Origin of the sequence: Luteimonas sp. S4-F44 (genome assembly GCF_022637415.1) — a bacterium.
GTDB lineage: Bacteria > Pseudomonadota > Gammaproteobacteria > Xanthomonadales > Xanthomonadaceae > Luteimonas.
This window is the reverse complement of sequence record NZ_CP093340.1, coordinates 1,800,764-1,816,612: the sequence shown is the minus strand read 5'-3', so window position 1 is coordinate 1,816,612 and position 15,849 is coordinate 1,800,764. Positions and strand designations below refer to the sequence as shown.

The window sequence follows — 15,849 nt, the reverse complement described above, 5'->3', positions numbered from 1 at the left end:
CATGCACCGGTGCCCATCAGGATATTCGACATGCGTGTTCAAGCACTGTGCCCCGATGTATGGATGTTCGTCGGCGACGAGGTGGAATCCGTGGCCACGGCGTTCGTCGACGGCGACGAGGTGTTGCTGGTCGATGCGCTGGGCAGCGAGGCCGACGCCGCCTGGCTGCGCGACACCCTGTGCGGGCAGATGGGCAAGACGGTGCGCCTGATCGCGACCACGCACTTCATGAGCGACCATATCGCCGGCCTGGTGCAGTTCCGCGGCGCGCGGGTGCTGGCGCACCGGCATCACCGGCAGACCTTCCTGTCGCAGAACCGGCGCGTCGACGCGTTCTACCGCGAGCCCGACTTCGTCTTCAACGATATGGCGCTGCGTTGGGGCCGGCACCAACTACGCCTGCTCTACAACCCCGGCAAGACCATGGATCACGTCAGCGTGGACGTGCCGAGCGCCGATCTGGCCTGCGTCGGCGACAATATCGTTGGCCACATCGTGTACCTGTCGAAAGCCGATTCGCAGCTGCAGCGGGCCGCGATCGGACGCATCCGCCAGTTCGGACGCGCGCGGATCGTCGGCGGACACATCGGCGTCTTCGATGCGGCGGTGCTCGCGCAGGCCCAGCATTACCTCGACAGCATCCAACGCCACGTCGTGCACATCCGCAAGGACGCCTCGCCGGACACGGTCGCGGCCCGCGTCAGCGAGATCCGCATCGAGGATTGCATCGCGCCTGGCGTGGTGCCCGTCGCCTTCGAGCGCACATGGCACGCCCGCAATCTCGAGGCGATCGTCACGCAATCCATCTTCGCACTGGACGCGGCGCTGGCGTCGGACGTGCAGGCCGCATGAAGACCGCCGCGCCCCACTTGCCGACCGATCCCCGTCGCAGGCGTTTCCTGACGTACTGCACGGGCCTGGCCACGCTGATGGCACTGCCGGGCGGGGCATCCGGCGCCTCGACCACGTCGCAGTCGCTGCGTATCCAGCGCCTGGCCTGGGCAGGCATCCGGCTGCAGCTGCCAGGCGCGACGCTCTTCATCGACCCGCTCATCGATGCGCAGGTCTGGGGTGAGGCGCTTGCGGACACGCTCGTGGCGGTGAACGATGGCGCGGCTGACGCCGCGGTGCTGATCACGCACGGCCATTCGGACCACTTCGACGCGCAAGCGACCGCGGCAGCGCTGCGGCACGGCGGCGTTCTGGCCTATCCAGCCGGCATCAGGCCCGAGCCGTTACCCGACGGTGTACGCGTCAGGCCCAGCCCGCTCTGGGAGCCGCAACTGTTCGGCGACTTCACCGCCGTCCCGGTGCCCGCTGCGGATGGTTACGGCGATCCGCAGGTGTCCTGGGTCGTGTCCGCCGGCGGGCGGCGCATCTTCCATGGCGGCGACACCCTGTGGCATGGCCACTGGTGGCGGATCGGCCGGCAGTTCGGTCCATTCGATGCCGCGTTCCTGCCGATCAATGGTGCCCGGTTCGGCTGGCGCCACCCCGTCAGCGGGCTGCCCGGCGTGCTCACACCCGAGCAGGCGGTGGCAGCGGCCGCGATCCTGGGCGCACGCACATTGGTGCCGATCCATTACGGGGTGCGCGACATGGACGCCTATGTCGAAGTGGACGACCCCATCGGCGCACTCCGTGCCGCCGCCCGAGAGCGGGATGTACCAGTGCAGGTGGTGAAGCCCGGAGACTGGATCGAGTGGCCGACCTGAGGCAGGCTGCCACCGCGCCTGGCAGCACGAGGCCGCGCCGACACGTCACAGCCGGGCGCACCGAATCGTCAAACCTGCATCCGGGCACACGCGCCCGCACTGGAGACTGACGATGCACGCTTCCCAATCCCCCACACAGCCGGTGCCGGTCGACCGGGCATTGCCCGATGTCTACCGCGCGCTCCTGGCTGTGCACACGGCCAACGACCGGCACGGCCTGCCGCGCGCCTTGCGCCACCTGGTGCACCTGCGTGCGTCGCAGATCAACGGCTGCGCGTACTGCATCCGCATGCATACCCGCGAGGCGAGGGCAGACGGCGAGACCAACGCGCGTCTCGACCATCTCGCCGGCTGGCGGCACATGACGGACTACACACCGGCCGAGCGCGCTGCATTGGCGTGGACGGAAGCACTCACGCGCCTCGGGGGCGATCGCGAGCCGGACATCGGCGCGTTGCGCACGCAGTTGCGCGCACACTTCGAAGACACGGTGATCGCGGCGCTGACGGTAGAAGTGGCGATGATCAACCAGTGGAACCGCATCGCGATCGCCAATCATTGACATGACCGACCGGCCCGACGACAGCATGACCGCCTTCGACGACGCCCGGCCCGGCCTGCTGGGCCTGGCATATCGCCTGCTGGGCTCGCGGGCCGATGCCGAGGATGCCGTGCAGGACACCTTCCTGAAATGGCAACGCATCGATCGTGCAGCGATCGCATCCGCTGGCGCCTGGCTGACCACCACCTGCACCCGACATTGCCTGGACCTGCTGCGCAATGCGCATCGCAGCCGTGTCGACTACGTCGGCACCTGGCTACCCGAGCCGCTGCGCATCGCCGACGAGATCGAGCCACAGGCGGCCGCCGAACTGGCGTCGACACTGACGTCGGCCTTCCTATTGCTGCTCGAACGGCTGACACCGAAGGAACGCGCGGCCTATCTGCTGCACGAAATTTTCGACATGGACTATGCGGACATCGCCTCGACACTGGGCATGCAGGAACCGGCGTGCCGGAAACTGGTTTCCCGCGCCCATGCGCACGTCGGGCAGGCGCGCGTGCGACACATCACACCGCCGGCGCAGCAGACTGAACTGCTGATCGCCTTTGAGCGTGCCGTCCGCGACGGACAGACCGAGCAGCTTGCGTTGCTGTTGTCGCGAGACGTGCGCCTTGCCGCCGACGGCGGCGGCAAAGTACCCGCGGCGCGCCGGATCATGGTCGGCGAGGGCGAAGTGCTGCGGTTCATCACAGCGGGCCTGCATGTCTGGTGGGCCGACTACACCTTCGAGCGCGCGAACTTCAACGGCCACCTGGGCCTGATTCTGCGAGACCCCGCAGGGACAGTGACTGCGGCGGCGTCCTTTTCTTATGACGACGCCGGGCACCTGGCCGACATCTTCATCATGCGCAATCCCGACAAGCTCTCGCGTGTGGAGCAGGTCGCAACCGAGGTGCAATGACGTGCGCGCTTCGCAGAGCGACCGAACTGGTGGCCGCAGGCTGCGGGAAGTGGATAGAACGGGATTGCCTGGACTCCTACCGCCTGAACGGGTTCTTACATAATGTACATTCGTCCCGCGCTTTCAGCGGCTTGAAGCGCGGCGAGGCCGCAGTAGACGAGCGAAGCGGCCCCGAGCGTCGCGACCTTCGCCACGCTCGGGCGGGCTCGGTCCAAGACTGATTCCAGCGCACGGCGAACGGCCGTGATCCGTACCGCGTCCGCCTGGACGCCAACGAGCCACGGGCCGGCGTCTGCAATAGACGCCATCTCGCACAACTGCATCACTCGCTCGGGTGGCATGGGTGAGCCCTTGTTGTGCTTCCACTGGTTGAGCGTCGGCGGCTTCACGCCCAGAGCGTCGGCCAGCTCGCGATCAGACGAAAGCCCGCTTGCCTCTTTGACCGCATCGATGAGTTGCGCTGCGTACGTCATGACAGGCCTCCGGATGACCGTTCGTCGGGAAATTAGGCAAATTACAATATTCCCCCTTGACAGATTAGGCAATTCCCCTCATCGTCGCCCGCGTTAGGTCTTAGACCTAATTCCCGGCCCCTCGGCACCCCCCGAGGGTGACCGGGATACCGGGTAGGGGGTGCAGGGGATTCGTCATGTATCAGGTCTACGTCTACGTCAACGACGCTTGGCAGGCGGAAGGGCAGCCGCATCGTTCGTACGGCAACGCTTGCCGCTACGCCGCCGCTTTCGAGACCCGCACGCTGCCGTGCTGCGTTCGTCGGGTGCGCGCATGACCATGCAGCACGTCATCGACGCCGCCGCCGATGCGGCCTTCGAACGTTACGCCGGCCTCCTGGCCGATAACGCCCGTCCAGGTTCCAACCGCGATCTGTTCGGTGACCCCCGCGTCGCCGAATGGCGCGGCGTCTGGCTGTCCTGTGAGCGCGAGCGCGCGGCGGTGCAGTCGTGACCTGCGCCATCGTTCAGCCGTCCGAGATTCAAGAACTCGGCCGCGTACTCGTCCAACTCTGGATAATCACCATCGGCGGCATGGTGCTGCTCTACACCGACTTCGGCTGCTGGTACGACCGTCTCCACGCGCACGCTCGCCGCCGTCGCATTCGTGCGATTCACACTCGTAAGGCGGCACGTCATGGCTGACGGTGCCTGTTTCATCCAGGCGCGGCCGGCTGTTGCCGTGCTGTTCGCTCGCTGCGATTCGGTCTACAAGTCCGACCCTCGTTGCGATGTCTACGACATCGATCGCGACGCGCGCACCTGGCTCGGTGGCATGCCGGTCGTCGCACATCCGCCGTGCCGATCCTGGTCCCGCATGCGCACGTTCGCCAAGCCTCGCCCTGGCGAGCGCGATCTTGCCGTATGGGCAATTGACCAAGTGCGTCGGTTTGGTGGCGTGCTTGAACATCCGTCGGGCTCCGCGCTTTTTCGTGAGCTCGCGTTGCCTCGGCCTGGATCGACCGATCGCGACAGCTTCGGCGGCTGGGTGATGCCGGTCTCCCAGAAGTGGTGGGGCCATCGCGCCGAGAAGCGCACGTGGCTCTACATCGTCGGCGCTGATCCTTCATCGATCCCTGCATTCCCGTTGAGCCTGGGCGAAGCCGAGCGCGTCTGCGGCTTATGGTCCGGCCGTGATCGATCCAGGGCGCGCAAGGAGATTGGCCCGGCGGAGCGAGAACACACGCCGCCCGCGCTCGCCTTGTGGCTGGTTGACCTGGCTGCATCCACCGCGGTCGATTCGATTCAGGCGGTGCGTCATGGCTGATGGTTGCCTCACGCCCGAAGTCATCGACGCCGCTTGGGCGCGTCGCACTGCCGACGCGTCTGCGCTTGTGGCGACGAACCTTCCGTTCGCGTCGAAGGCTGGCCGCGAAGCGGCCGGCCTTGGGCTTGTCCCTTCTTCAACAAGTGGCCCAGGGCCACGTATCGGCCGCGTTTCGGTCGAGCTCGATCAGAACCGCATCCGGGCTACTCGCCTCCGGAAGAGCGTAATTACAGGAGCGAGATTGCATGACCAGGAAGCGCGCAAAGGCTCGCAGCGTGGTGCGTGGTACATGCTCACGGCGACCTACAGAGCGGGAGGTGACAGCAGCCCTCGCGACGTTAGCAATTTGGTTCGAGGCGTCCGGCGCTTCTTCCATAAAGTTGCAGGACGAAAGGGGCATGGGCGTCCGCTGTTCCGTTATCTCTGGGTCGGAGAACTCACCAAAGCCCTTCGACCCCACTACCACCTGTTGATCTGGATTCCGCGCGGCTACTACTTCCCGAAGGCGGACAGGGCAGGGTGGTGGCCTCATGGCATGACCAAGATTGAGCGCGCCCGCAACGCGGTCGGCTACCTCGCCAAGTACGCGTCCAAGTTCTGCGGCGCAATGGCTGAAGCATTTCCCAAGGGTTTCCGCACGCACGGCGTGGGTGGCCTCAACGACGAATCCAAGCGCGAACTGCGCTGGTGGAAATCTCCCCAGGACGCCCGCGACGCGCTCGGCGTCGATGCTGACATCCGCAAGGTTCCCGGCGGTTACGCCGACAAACGCACAGGCGAATTCTGGCCCTCGCCCTGGCGCGTCTACTTCGACAAGGGCCGGGTCATCGCTTGGAAACTAGAGGCAATCTCATGAGCCATATCATCGTCAAGTCCGACGCCGTTCTCACCCGCACCATTCCCGCGCGTGGGGACCGCAAGGAGATTCATTTTCGCGAGCAGAAGGCCGCTATCGATTCCGGCGAGGACTTCCCTCTGCCGTTCAATGTGCAGTTGGACGACGACCAGCGCCCTTATCCGCCGGGCCTCTATCAACTCGACCTTGCCAGTGTCGAGGTCAACGAATACGGCGGTTTGAAGTTCGGCCGTCGCGTGCGGCTGGTCGGTCCGCTCGACCCGCCGAAGAAGGCGTAACCCATGAGTGACCCGGCCCCGTTCTACGTCGTCGCCTGCGCCGCCGAGCATGTGCGGCACGACGGCACGTGCGCGGTGCCGGTGCATCTCCCGTACCACCAGCCGGTGATTCCGTACCTGTCGGCGGCTGATGGCTCCATCGTCGCGTTCTCCATCGTGGGGTGCTGGGCGTTGGGCTTAAAAGCGCGAATGGTCTTCCGAGCCGCGCGTGTTGGGCATTTCTGATCCACCTGGGCAATTCCGCCCGTTATCGAGAGAGAGAGAGCAACCATGAAGAGCAACATCGTTCGTTTCACCGATCGCGCTGCCTCCGCGCTGCGCACCACGGGCGGCAAGATCGCGGCCGGCGTCACCGGCATGGCAGCGTCGGGCCTTGCCTTGGCCGAGGGGGAGGCCGCTGCAGTCGCGGCTGAGGTGTCCGGCGGCAAGGCGGAAATGGGCCAGATTTTCGCCGCCGTGGCGATCCTGATCGGCGCGCTGCTCGTCTGGACGTACATCAAGAAGTCGGCGCGCTGATCGGCTGACCTGTTCCACCTTCCGGGCCTCCACGTGGGGCCCGGTTTCTTTCGGGGAGAACGTCATGGGTTACTTCGTCATCATCGCGATTTGCGGCGCGGCGTGGATCGCGTTTGAGGGCGTGTGATGCGCCTGGGCAACTTCATTGCCCGCACGGCAGTCCGGCGTGTTGTCTGGATCGTCGTCGGCGCCATCGTCTACGCCGCGCTGTCGTGGTTCGCGCCTGCGCGTGCGCAGGATCAGTTCACGGCCTGTTACTCGAATGCAGACGGTGGTGGCAATCCGCCGCTGTGTCCGTCCCGTCAGATCGCCATGCAACAGGCCCAGCGCGTAGCGACCGCGAAGGGTACTAAGCCGCCCCGCGCGCCATGCTATTTCGATGTGCGCGGCTCGGCTGGTACTGCTATCTGCTTTTACGATACTGATGGGTTAGCAGGTAACACGTTTCGTGCGTGGACGACTGAATGCCCCGACGGCGGCACCTGGAACGATGAGACGCAAAGCTGCCGACGCGAATCCTGCGACGGTGGTGCCGTCATGATGTCGAACGGCCAGTGCAGCCCCACGCCCGAGGAATGCGACGCCCACAACAAGCCCGGCGGCGGCTTCGGCGTTCAGACCTCGAAGCCGTTCCACTCGCGCTGTACAGGTGGCTGCATGCTCACGATGACGCCCGGCACGGGCTCGTGCAGCGTCATCAATTCCGACACCGGCTTGCAGCTGTGTAACGGCGAATTCCGCATGACCGGCGTGTGCACGTCCGATGTGCCCGATGTCTTCATTCCAGGCGCCAACACGCTTGAAGAAGTGAAGGAGGACAAGCCGCAGGTCTGCACGCCCGGGCCGGGTGGTCAAACCTACTGTGTTCGTCGCAACGGCGATCACTGCGCCACGTCAGCTAAGGGACGTCAGATTTGCTGGAAGCCCGGCGAGACCGGCACCAAGACCGATGGCCCTGTTGCGCAGGTGCGCAATGCCGGCGAGCAAGCTATCCAGCCCAAGCTTGATCTGCCCAGCGGCGACACGTTGCGCAAGTCGGGTGATTCGATCACGACCACGACGACGACAGGTGATGGCAACGGGGGGCAGGGCACCAAGACCACGACCACGACGACCAATTACACGACTATCCACGGCACTAACGCAGGCAGTGGGAATCAAGGGCGCCCAGACGACGCCAGCACCGACACTGACGACGATGACGACGACAAGGGCAGTGCCAGCGGCGGCGGCGACTGCGATACGCGCCCCATCGTCTCCGACCCGATGCTCGAAATGGTGGCGACCCAAGCTTGGGCCACGCGTTGCGCAGTCGAGGCTGGCAATGCCGTCAAGGTCTCCGGCGATGTCGGCGACTGCAAGTCCGCTTTCCACGTTGAAGGCGACGACGCCAACGCGGTGAAGCTGCGTGCCATGCGTGCCGAAATCTGCGGCGAGAATCAACCCGAATGGACGAAGGGCGACGCGCCGGAAACGCCCGGCGGCCAGGACGATGGCGAGGATGTCGAGGGCGCAACGCGCTTTGGTCTGCGTGTTGGCCCAAGCCTGCTAGACGAGTCCGATTTGGTCGGCGGCGGCACCTGCCCGCAGATGTCGTTCTCGCTTATGGGGCGCGTCATCGGTACGCAGGACGTGCCGCAGTGGTGCGACATCGTTCGGATCATGCGGGCGCTGATCCTCATCTTCGGCGCGTACACCGCGCTTCAAATCCTGCTGGGGAGGCAATATGGGTAAGGTATGGGAGTGGATCACGGGTGGGGCCACGTTTCTGCTTGGCGCGTTGAAGGTCGCCGCCGCTGGCATCGTTGGCCGCGTACTTGGCACGTTCGGGCTGACCATGGTCACCTTCGAATCGATCCTGCCGAACCTCAAAGCCTTCGTGATGGGCTACCTCTCCGGCATGCCGGCCGACGCGCTCAACATGATGGGCGCGATCGGCATCGGTAAGGCCATGTCGATGATCCTGTCGGCGCTGACCGTTCGGCTCGCGTGGCGCACCTTCATCGTGCCGACCAGCGTCGCCAACTCGCTGGGGGGCTGACCATGATTTACTGGTTCACTGGTCAACCGGGCCACGGCAAGACCCTGCACGCCATCGAGAAGCTGCTCGAATTCAAGGACAAGGGCCGCATCGTCTACGCCTGCAACATCCGGCAATTCGACTACGCCAAGACCGGCGTGTTGGAGATGACGTCCGAGCAGTTCCGCGACTGGATGAACTTCCTTCCGGACGGAGCCGTCGCCCTCGTTGACGAAGCCTACGAGCATCAGATGCTGCCGAAGCGCCCGCCCGGTGCCAAGGTGCCCGAGCATGTCGAGCAGCTTGCGAAGCATCGGCATCGTGGTCTGGATTTCATCTTCGTCAGCCAGTCGCCTGATAAGCAGTGCGATCAGTTCGTGCACGATCTGATCGAGCGTCACGTGCACGTGCGTCGCATGTTCGGCACCGACTACGTGCAGCTGCGCGAGTTCGACCGCTTCGAGGCGAACGCCGAGAAGGCGACGCCTATCGTGACGCGTCGGCGCAAGCTGCCCAAGCGGCCGATGGGCACCTACCAGTCCACCGAAATGGACACGACCGAACGCCGCGTGCCCTGGTACTACTGGGCGCTCGGGATCGGCGGTCCCATTGGCCTGCTGTATGTCGTGTGGGTGTTTGGCTCCATGGGTGATCGGTTTCGCGGCGACGCCGACGCGCTTCCACCTCCTGCCGTGACCGCCACGGACGCGGCGGCGACCAACGGAGCGTCAGCGACGGTGGGCGACGACCGCGCCGCCCGCACGCTCACGCCCGATGAGTACATCGCCCGGTTCCAGCCGCGAATCCCGTCACAGCCGTGGAGCGCGCCCGCCTACGATCATCTGCAGGTCCCGATGGATCCGCCGCGCGTGTTCTGCATGTCATCGACGGGGCAGGGGCTGGATGCGAATGGGAAGCCCGGCAAGCCGTCTTGCGGCTGCATCACTGATCAGGGCACCCGCTACCTGCTGGAAACCGCTGCGTGCCTTCTCGTTGCTTCTGGCGGGCAATACGAGCCGTACCGCGCCAACCGCGTCGGCGACGGTTATCACGTTGACGGCGAGCAACTCGGCCAGCGTCACATGGCCGATGCGCAGCGCATCTATGAGGCTCGTTCTAGCGGTGGTAACGGTGCACCTGGTGCGACCTGGACGATGCCGAGCTACGGCGACTACGGCATCCAGACTGGGCGTTACGTGGGGCAGGGGGTAAGTCGGTGATTTCGTGACGCGTCACGACTCATAGCAGCGTTGGGTCGCATCGCTCGCCTGATGCCCCCCACGCGTTGCCGTCGCGCGTGAACACGAACCCGCTTCGGCATTGCTCGTTCGGTGCTAAGGTTCTCTGGAAGCTGCTGCGGGTGTTGGCCGATTGTGGCTGTGGCCGTTCCCTGTATTCGTACACCACGCGTTCGCGTGTCGGCGCTGGCGCGGTAGCAGCGGCCAGCGCGGCCGCGTGGTCGTTCGCCTTGATTCGGCTTGAAAGGAACCACGCCGCATTGGTCAACGCCAGCAGCCCTGCGAGGATGTAGGTCCAGGCTTGATAGGCGTTGTTCGTTTGCTTCCTTGCCATGTTGCGATCGCTCCTTGTAGTGCTGGGCGGCATCGTACACCGGGTGTGGGCGGAGCCCACGGTGACCGCTTCGGCCGTCAGCGCGTGCGAGCCCGTAGCACGTTCGCGCGCAGCCCAGGGCCCGGCCCCGAGTCGTCCACCATGCAGACCCGCCTTGCGTACCGGCGTCGGACGGCATCACGGAAGTGGACGACGGTTCCGTCGAGTCGATAGCCGCGATCCTCGCGGTGTTCCTGCATCATCCGGCGCCACTCTTGGGCGATGCCCACGGTCAGCGCCAGATAGGCGAGGTCTTCGGGCTCGAACTCGCGGCCTTCGGGGGTGACAAGCTTTCCGCACCGGAAAGCAAAACCGGCCCAAGGGCCGGTCAGTGCTCGATCACGCATGCGCCGATCTCCATGCCGGCTGGCCAGCGTGCCGGCGCCGATGCCGACGCCGTGTCGAGACGAACATAATGTACATTATGCGAAATTAAGGGACCGCAGAATCTGCTCCACAGGCTCGAAGCTCGGTGATGCCAGGCAACGCCCAACGCTGACGACTCACGAGCGCGACGCTCTTGGGGGTCAATGAGCGCACAGTCCGCCATTGGGAAGCCGACGTGACCGTGGTGGTCGCCGTTGATCTCAAGCAGCCGCGCCCGTCAGTCGCTAGCGGCCCGGGCCGCGCGAGTGATTGCAAAGCTGCGATACGAGGCTCGCATTCGCGCGGATGCTTTCAATGGTGCGATGGCCACGCGCACCATTGACCGCAGCGCGAACAGGTTCGCAGAGAGCGTCGGACTTGACGCGGCCGTTGGTATCCATGACCCGGCCGTACGTGGGGGAAAGCGCGTCAGTCGAACCGCCTGTGGTCGGTACAAAGTTGCGTACCACTCGTCCCCCGACTTCGATCTCGCGGTTCGTGTCGTAGGTGCGATCGATGCGCTGGCCTTCCGGGCAGCGTTCGGATTGGTACGTGACCGCGCCTTGCCAGTTTACGCACTTGTAGACGTGCTGGGCCGAGGCCGGCGCCGAAACGACGAACAACACCGCGGCCGCGGCGACTCCCCTGACATCCATGATGCAACGCTCCGTCCCCTGTGGGACGGAGTGTAAGCCCGCTTGCATGCCGCGTCACGCGACCGGATAACACCTGGCCAACAAGGCGACGCGTTGGGCCACTAGCGCCCTCCCCCGACGTCTAGAGATGAAAGTTCCCGAACGATTCCGGTTGGTAGATCACCTTGTCGATTCGGATACGACGCGTGCGATCTCCCACCCGCCAGTCGAAGGCATCGCCTTCCTGGTAGCCCAGGATCGCGGCGCCGACGTCGGAAAGGATCGATAGTTTCCCGGAGCGGTCGTCCGCGTCTTGCGGATAGACGAGTTCGACTTGCTCTTTGTCGTGGTCCACCTGCAGCACGACTCTGGAGTTCATGGTGACGACATTGTGCGCGACGTGCTGTGGATCCACGACGATCGCGCGCTCGATCTCGTGTTCAAGCTCGATGACTGCCGCGCCTTGCTCGAGCTCGATCAAGCGCTGGAGCCGGGCTCTATCGATCTCCGTGACGTAGATGTCGGTCGATCTTGCCAAGACGCCTTCGCGCAGCAATTGGAGATATCGAGCAGAGGTCATGGACAGGGAGTTCAGCGTGGGGACTTCGGCTTTGCGCAGAAAGCCGCAGTGCTCGAAACCCCTGAGCGAGCGCGTGTTGCCCGGCTGAATCTTGGCGATGACGGTCTCGGCCCGCATGTCGAGGAAGGCGAGCTTCAGGCCTTCGCGTATGGTGCTGCCGCCAAGTCCCCGCCCCCAGTTCGCCTGATCGCCGATGACCAGGACGATTTCGCAGTCATCGCCTGTCTTCACCAGGCGGACGAAGCCGACCGGGACATCGTTCCGGTCGTAGGTCATGAAAAAGCGGCCGCCCTGATTGAACAGATGTGTCAGGATCGGCATCTGTGTCCGGTCGACCGCCTGCGCGATGAATCGAGACACGCTGCGGGAGTCACTCAGGTAGCGCGTCACGCGCTCATCTTCCAGCCAGTCCATCAGAAGCAGGGCGTGTGTCCGAGTGATCTCTGGACGCAACGAAACAAACGGCTTCTTCATCTTCGCCACCTTGGTCGCAAGAATGAAAGCCTGTCACGACCGCTGCCGTGCTGGTTCTTTCCATCAACGCTGTAAATTATAGGCTCGATCCCATATCGCGTCCCAGCGGTGGCGTTGCCAAGCCGTGAAAGCGTCCCCAGGATCGAACCGGCTGTAACGATCCATGCGCAGCGCTTGGCCAACTCGGCGACGACCCTGGCGACTTGTGCCCTGCCCGACTTCTTTCGATCGCGAACGTCTGCACGACCCCACCAACCCGCCATGGATTCGGCCGCAAGCACTCGATTCGACTGGACAGCGATCTCGCGGCAACGGTCGGGCTATCCCGGCGTATCTGGCCGTTTGGGGCCAGGAGGCTGCGTCATCACCAGGCGCAGGAAGGTTTCATGCTGGTAACGGCTCATCCGCAGCTGTTGGCCATTGTCCATCGTGACCACGTGATGGCCGTTGAACCAGGGATCGATGGTCTTGATGCGGCGGACGTTGACGATGGCCGAGCGATGCACGCGCGCAAAGCAGCGCGGATCCAGGCGTGCCTGGAGCGCGATCATGGTCTCGCGAAGTTCGTAGACATGACCTGGAACATGGATCTGCAAGCTGTTGCGATTGGAGCCGATCCAGACAATGTCGTCGACATCGACGAAGACCACACGTTCGTGCTCTCGCACCGGGATGCGCGCCAGATAGTCGTCGCGTCGACGCAGCGCGTCGAGCGCCTGCATGATCCGCGTGGCGGTGTCGCTATCGGTGCCCCGCATGGCCACCAATCGCGTTTTGACTCGGCGCAGCGCATCGGCGAACCGTTCACGGGAAAAGGGCTTGACCAGGTAGTCGACGGCATTGGCATCGAACGCCCGCACCGCGAACTGTTCGTAGGCGGTCACGAAGACGGTGGCGGGCATGCGTCCCGCGCCAATGCTCGCAACCACGTCGAGGCCTGTGATGCCGGGCATCTGGATGTCGAGAAACACCAGGTCCGGCGAGCTGTTGCGGATCGTCTCGACCGCTGACACGCCATCGCCGCACTCGCCGATCAGCTCGATGTCGGGGTCGTCACGAAGCTGGCGTACGATCGCGAGCCGCGCAATGGGTTCGTCGTCCACGACCAGCGCGGTGAAGGTCATGTCCGGTGCACCTCGGGGAGGTCGTCGCGGTGGAAGTGGTCGACCACCTCGCCTCTTCCGAAGCGCGCCTCGGCACCCTGCCCCGACGACGACAGATCTGCATCCGCTTCGTATTGGCGGAATGGCAACTGGATACGGCAGGCAACGCCATGCGGCCAGTTGACGCCAAGGTGCACGCGCGCGGCGTCGCCGTACAGTTCTTTCAACCGCAGGCGGGTGTTGGACAGCCCGATGCCGTGGCCTGGGACCGCTCCGAGATCGCCAGAGGCAGGACGATTAGCGGTGCGGCGCTTGTCCAGATGACTGTTGCGATTGCGCACCTCCAAGGACAGGGTGTCGCCGTCGCATCGACTCTCGATCTCGATGCAGTCCGTGCCGACGCGCTTACCGATGCCATGGTGGATCGCGTTCTCGACGATCGGTTGCAGGATCAAGCTCGGCACCGCGCAATCGAGCGTATCGGGCGCGATGTCGAACCGGATGCTCAGGCGATCCTTGAAGCGTGTGCGCTGGATGCCCAGGTACAGGTCCAGCAGCATCAACTCCTGGCCCAGGCTGATTTCCTGGCCGTCATCGTCCTCGAGGAACCTGCGCAGCAGTTCACTCAGGCGCAGCAGCATGTCCTCGGCCGCCGTCTTGTCCTCGTCGAGCAACGTGATGATGGCGTGCAAGGTATTGAACAGGAAATGCGGCTGCAGCTGCGACTTCAGGGCCTGTAGCCTGGACTGCGCAAGCTCGGTGGCCAATTGGCTGGCTTCCAACTCGCGCCGCGCCTTCTCGCCGTGGAAATGGATCGCCTGCTGGATGGCACACAACATCCAGTAAGTCACCAGGCCGATCGCGAAATGTTGCTCCAAGAAGTACCGAAGCTGCACGTCAAAGCCGCTGGGTTCGAACAGCGTGGAGACCATCGCGCCGAGCATCATCGCGATAAAGGTCACGCACAGACTTGCCAACAGTTGTTTGCCGAGCCCGTAGAAGCGCAATGTGCTGCGGACGGGATAGCGAGCGGCCAGCCAGAACACCGCAGGCGCAAGGGCCGCCCAGGTGTACCACTGGATCAATGACCAGCGGAGCAGGTCCCAGACGGGCCGGTCGGTCCTTGGCAAGCCGACATTGATATTACTCTGCAAAGCGAACAGCACCGCGACCGCCGTCCACAGCGCGAGGTAGCGAAGCAGGCCGATCTCGTAATTGCCCAGGCGGACGTTCATGCTGCTGCTGTGTGGACTGCATTTGGGGCTGCGTGGGGAGCGGCGTCGGCGGCATCCCGCCGGCAGCCTGCCACCCTGCCCACGCAGGGACAGCTCGCATCCTAGGGCATCGACGGCACGCCGGACGCCGTTCGGGCGGCTCGCTACGATTGGCGGGCACGCCACTACGATTCGTCCCGAATCGCTTTTCCGGCGCCACGTCGGTACGGCCTGATGCCGTGCCGGACGCGGAATCGCCTGTCTCCGGTCCTGTCCTTAGAACCGGAGTCGTCACCATGCTCAAGACGCACGCCCTCGCCCTGCTTGCGCTGCTCACGACCGCCGCCCCTGCCCTGATTGCGCGAGCTGAAAGTGCGGACACGCGGTACTTCGAGCTGATCAACACCAGTCACGACACCGTAGTGTCGGTCTCCGCTTCGCCCGCAGGCGACGGCCGATTCGTGGCGATCACGATCGATCCACTGCGTGGCGGCTTCCACGCGGCGACCATCGAGGTCTTGAATGCCCATTGCGCCCAGGACTTCCGCATCGGATTCCGCGACGGCCGCACCTTGCTCTACCCTGATATCGATGTCTGCCGTAACCGCGGCCTGTACCTGCGGGCGTCGGACGGCCGGCGCACCGAGTCGACACGACGAGAGGACCCGCCAGCGAGGCGAACTGAAGAATGTGGCATGCGCATCACCATCGGTGAGCGCGACGGCCGCAAGGGCGCGCCCCAACCAGCCCTGACGGCTTACCGGATCCCGCGGTGGTTGCACGCCGACGAAACCGCGTCGTTGAGCCGGCGCAGATCGTCGTAGCGGCGCTGCAGGCCGAGGCGGGCCAGCGTCGTGTCGCGTTGGGCGCGGGCGGCGAGGCAGCGCGCATGCCGGTCGTCTCGCGGGGCAGCGGACCGGCGCGGCGCGCGGAGGTTGCGTGCACGCACCGTCCGTGGGCGTGCCGAAGGCGGGTTCGACGTCACCTGGGCCGGCTGTGCGACAACGGGCGCGGGTCGCAGTTCGGCGACCTCCCAACTCCGCAGCGTCGCGCCCGGGCAGGCCTGCGACTGGTAGACGATGCCGCCAGCGGCATCTTTGCACTTGTACAGCGACTGGGCGCTCGCCGGCAGCACGCACAGCGCCAGCAGCGCGAGCATCGACCTTCGCATGGGCACCGTCCTGGGCGCGATCCTGGATCGATACGATGCCGCGCCGGCAGGCCGTGCGCCTCGGA

General features: G+C 64.8%; 22 protein-coding genes and 1 pseudogene. 15 read left to right on the top strand and 8 right to left on the bottom strand.

Annotated features, from left to right (window positions below):
* Positions 1-9 precede the first annotated feature (9 nt).
* The 4 genes from MNO14_RS08260 (at position 10) to sigJ (ending at position 3,181) form a co-directional block, all read left to right on the top strand.
* Positions 10-852 carry an MBL fold metallo-hydrolase gene (locus MNO14_RS08260; RefSeq protein ID WP_241946199.1) on the top strand — a complete coding sequence of 281 codons (843 nt, stop codon included), beginning with the start codon at positions 10-12 and terminating at the stop codon, positions 850-852.
* Positions 849-1,715, top strand: coding sequence for an MBL fold metallo-hydrolase (locus MNO14_RS08255; RefSeq protein WP_241946198.1), 867 nt, complete (start codon positions 849-851; stop codon positions 1,713-1,715). Before MNO14_RS08260 ends, MNO14_RS08255 begins: the two co-directional genes overlap by 4 nt.
* 112 nt (positions 1,716-1,827) lie before the next feature.
* On the top strand, positions 1,828-2,277 hold the full coding sequence (locus MNO14_RS08250; protein ID WP_241946197.1) for a carboxymuconolactone decarboxylase family protein: 450 nt from the start codon (positions 1,828-1,830) through the stop codon (positions 2,275-2,277).
* A 1-nt stretch (position 2,278) separates the two neighbouring features.
* Positions 2,279-3,181, top strand: coding sequence for an RNA polymerase sigma factor SigJ (sigJ, locus tag MNO14_RS08245; protein WP_241946196.1), 903 nt, complete (start codon positions 2,279-2,281; stop codon positions 3,179-3,181).
* A 95-nt stretch (positions 3,182-3,276) separates the two neighbouring features.
* Here the strand turns inward: sigJ and MNO14_RS08240 are convergent, their stop codons facing one another.
* Complete coding sequence (locus MNO14_RS08240; protein WP_241946195.1) at positions 3,277-3,654, bottom strand: helix-turn-helix domain-containing protein; 378 nt, start codon at positions 3,652-3,654, stop codon at positions 3,277-3,279.
* Between the two features lie 313 nt (positions 3,655-3,967).
* On the opposite strand from MNO14_RS08240, the gene MNO14_RS08235 reads away from it, so the two are divergent.
* The 10 genes and pseudogenes from MNO14_RS08235 to MNO14_RS08190 all read left to right on the top strand — a co-directional run bounded on the left by MNO14_RS08235 (position 3,968) and on the right by MNO14_RS08190 (position 9,850).
* Positions 3,968-4,147 carry a hypothetical protein gene (locus MNO14_RS08235; RefSeq protein WP_241946194.1) on the top strand — a complete coding sequence of 60 codons (180 nt, stop codon included), beginning with the start codon at positions 3,968-3,970 and terminating at the stop codon, positions 4,145-4,147.
* Complete coding sequence (locus MNO14_RS08230; protein ID WP_241946193.1) at positions 4,144-4,338, top strand: hypothetical protein; 195 nt, start codon at positions 4,144-4,146, stop codon at positions 4,336-4,338. The genes MNO14_RS08235 and MNO14_RS08230 overlap by 4 nt, the downstream gene beginning before the upstream one ends.
* On the top strand, positions 4,331-4,960 hold the full coding sequence (locus MNO14_RS08225; RefSeq protein WP_241946192.1) for a hypothetical protein: 630 nt from the start codon (positions 4,331-4,333) through the stop codon (positions 4,958-4,960). The genes MNO14_RS08230 and MNO14_RS08225 overlap by 8 nt, the downstream gene beginning before the upstream one ends.
* Before the next feature lie 118 nt (positions 4,961-5,078).
* Positions 5,079-5,816, top strand: a pseudogene (locus MNO14_RS08220) (replication initiation protein); the annotation flags it as partial.
* A complete protein-coding gene (locus MNO14_RS08215; RefSeq protein WP_241946190.1) occupies positions 5,813-6,094 on the top strand; it encodes a G5P family DNA-binding protein in 282 nt (93 codons plus the stop codon). The pseudogene MNO14_RS08220 and the gene MNO14_RS08215, both read left to right, overlap by 4 nt.
* A gap of 3 nt (positions 6,095-6,097) precedes the next feature.
* Complete coding sequence (locus MNO14_RS08210) at positions 6,098-6,319, top strand: hypothetical protein (protein ID WP_241946189.1); 222 nt, start codon at positions 6,098-6,100, stop codon at positions 6,317-6,319.
* 45 nt (positions 6,320-6,364) lie between these two features.
* A complete protein-coding gene (locus MNO14_RS08205) occupies positions 6,365-6,610 on the top strand; it encodes a hypothetical protein (RefSeq protein WP_241946188.1) in 246 nt (81 codons plus the stop codon).
* Between the two features lie 126 nt (positions 6,611-6,736).
* Positions 6,737-8,344, top strand: coding sequence for a hypothetical protein (locus MNO14_RS08200; RefSeq protein ID WP_241946187.1), 1,608 nt, complete (start codon positions 6,737-6,739; stop codon positions 8,342-8,344).
* A gap of 46 nt (positions 8,345-8,390) precedes the next feature.
* Positions 8,391-8,651 (top strand): DUF2523 family protein, encoded by a 261-nt coding sequence (locus MNO14_RS08195; protein ID WP_241946186.1) that lies wholly within the window; start codon positions 8,391-8,393, stop codon positions 8,649-8,651.
* 2 nt (positions 8,652-8,653) lie between these two features.
* On the top strand, positions 8,654-9,850 hold the full coding sequence (locus tag MNO14_RS08190) for a zonular occludens toxin domain-containing protein (protein WP_241946185.1): 1,197 nt from the start codon (positions 8,654-8,656) through the stop codon (positions 9,848-9,850).
* Between the two features lie 19 nt (positions 9,851-9,869).
* Here MNO14_RS08190 and MNO14_RS08185 read toward each other — a convergent pair whose 3' ends face one another.
* The 6 genes from MNO14_RS08185 to MNO14_RS08160 form a co-directional block, all read right to left on the bottom strand.
* Positions 9,870-10,202 (bottom strand): hypothetical protein, encoded by a 333-nt coding sequence (locus MNO14_RS08185; protein WP_241946184.1) that lies wholly within the window; start codon positions 10,200-10,202, stop codon positions 9,870-9,872.
* Positions 10,203-10,279: 77 nt separating this feature from the next.
* Positions 10,280-10,588: a DUF3653 domain-containing protein gene (locus tag MNO14_RS08180; protein WP_241946183.1), complete on the bottom strand. Its 309-nt coding sequence runs from the start codon at positions 10,586-10,588 to the stop codon at positions 10,280-10,282.
* 264 nt (positions 10,589-10,852) lie between these two features.
* On the bottom strand, positions 10,853-11,263 hold the full coding sequence (locus MNO14_RS08175) for a DUF4124 domain-containing protein (RefSeq protein ID WP_241946182.1): 411 nt from the start codon (positions 11,261-11,263) through the stop codon (positions 10,853-10,855).
* Between the two features lie 121 nt (positions 11,264-11,384).
* On the bottom strand, positions 11,385-12,296 hold the full coding sequence (locus MNO14_RS08170) for a bifunctional GNAT family N-acetyltransferase/nucleoside diphosphate kinase regulator (RefSeq protein WP_241946181.1): 912 nt from the start codon (positions 12,294-12,296) through the stop codon (positions 11,385-11,387).
* Between the two features lie 320 nt (positions 12,297-12,616).
* The gene (locus tag MNO14_RS08165; RefSeq protein WP_241946180.1) at positions 12,617-13,420 is read right to left on the bottom strand and encodes a LytTR family transcriptional regulator DNA-binding domain-containing protein; all 804 of its coding nucleotides are present in this window, start codon (positions 13,418-13,420) and stop codon (positions 12,617-12,619) included.
* Complete coding sequence (locus MNO14_RS08160) at positions 13,417-14,634, bottom strand: histidine kinase (RefSeq protein WP_241946179.1); 1,218 nt, start codon at positions 14,632-14,634, stop codon at positions 13,417-13,419. The genes MNO14_RS08165 and MNO14_RS08160 overlap by 4 nt, the downstream gene beginning before the upstream one ends.
* A 275-nt stretch (positions 14,635-14,909) precedes the next feature.
* Between MNO14_RS08160 and MNO14_RS08155 the strand changes: the two genes are divergently transcribed.
* Positions 14,910-15,437 (top strand): hypothetical protein, encoded by a 528-nt coding sequence (locus MNO14_RS08155; protein WP_241946178.1) that lies wholly within the window; start codon positions 14,910-14,912, stop codon positions 15,435-15,437.
* Here the strand turns inward: MNO14_RS08155 and MNO14_RS08150 are convergent.
* Positions 15,371-15,772 (bottom strand): DUF4124 domain-containing protein, encoded by a 402-nt coding sequence (locus MNO14_RS08150; protein ID WP_241946177.1) that lies wholly within the window; start codon positions 15,770-15,772, stop codon positions 15,371-15,373. The genes MNO14_RS08155 and MNO14_RS08150 overlap by 67 nt on opposite strands.
* Positions 15,773-15,849 lie beyond the last annotated feature (77 nt).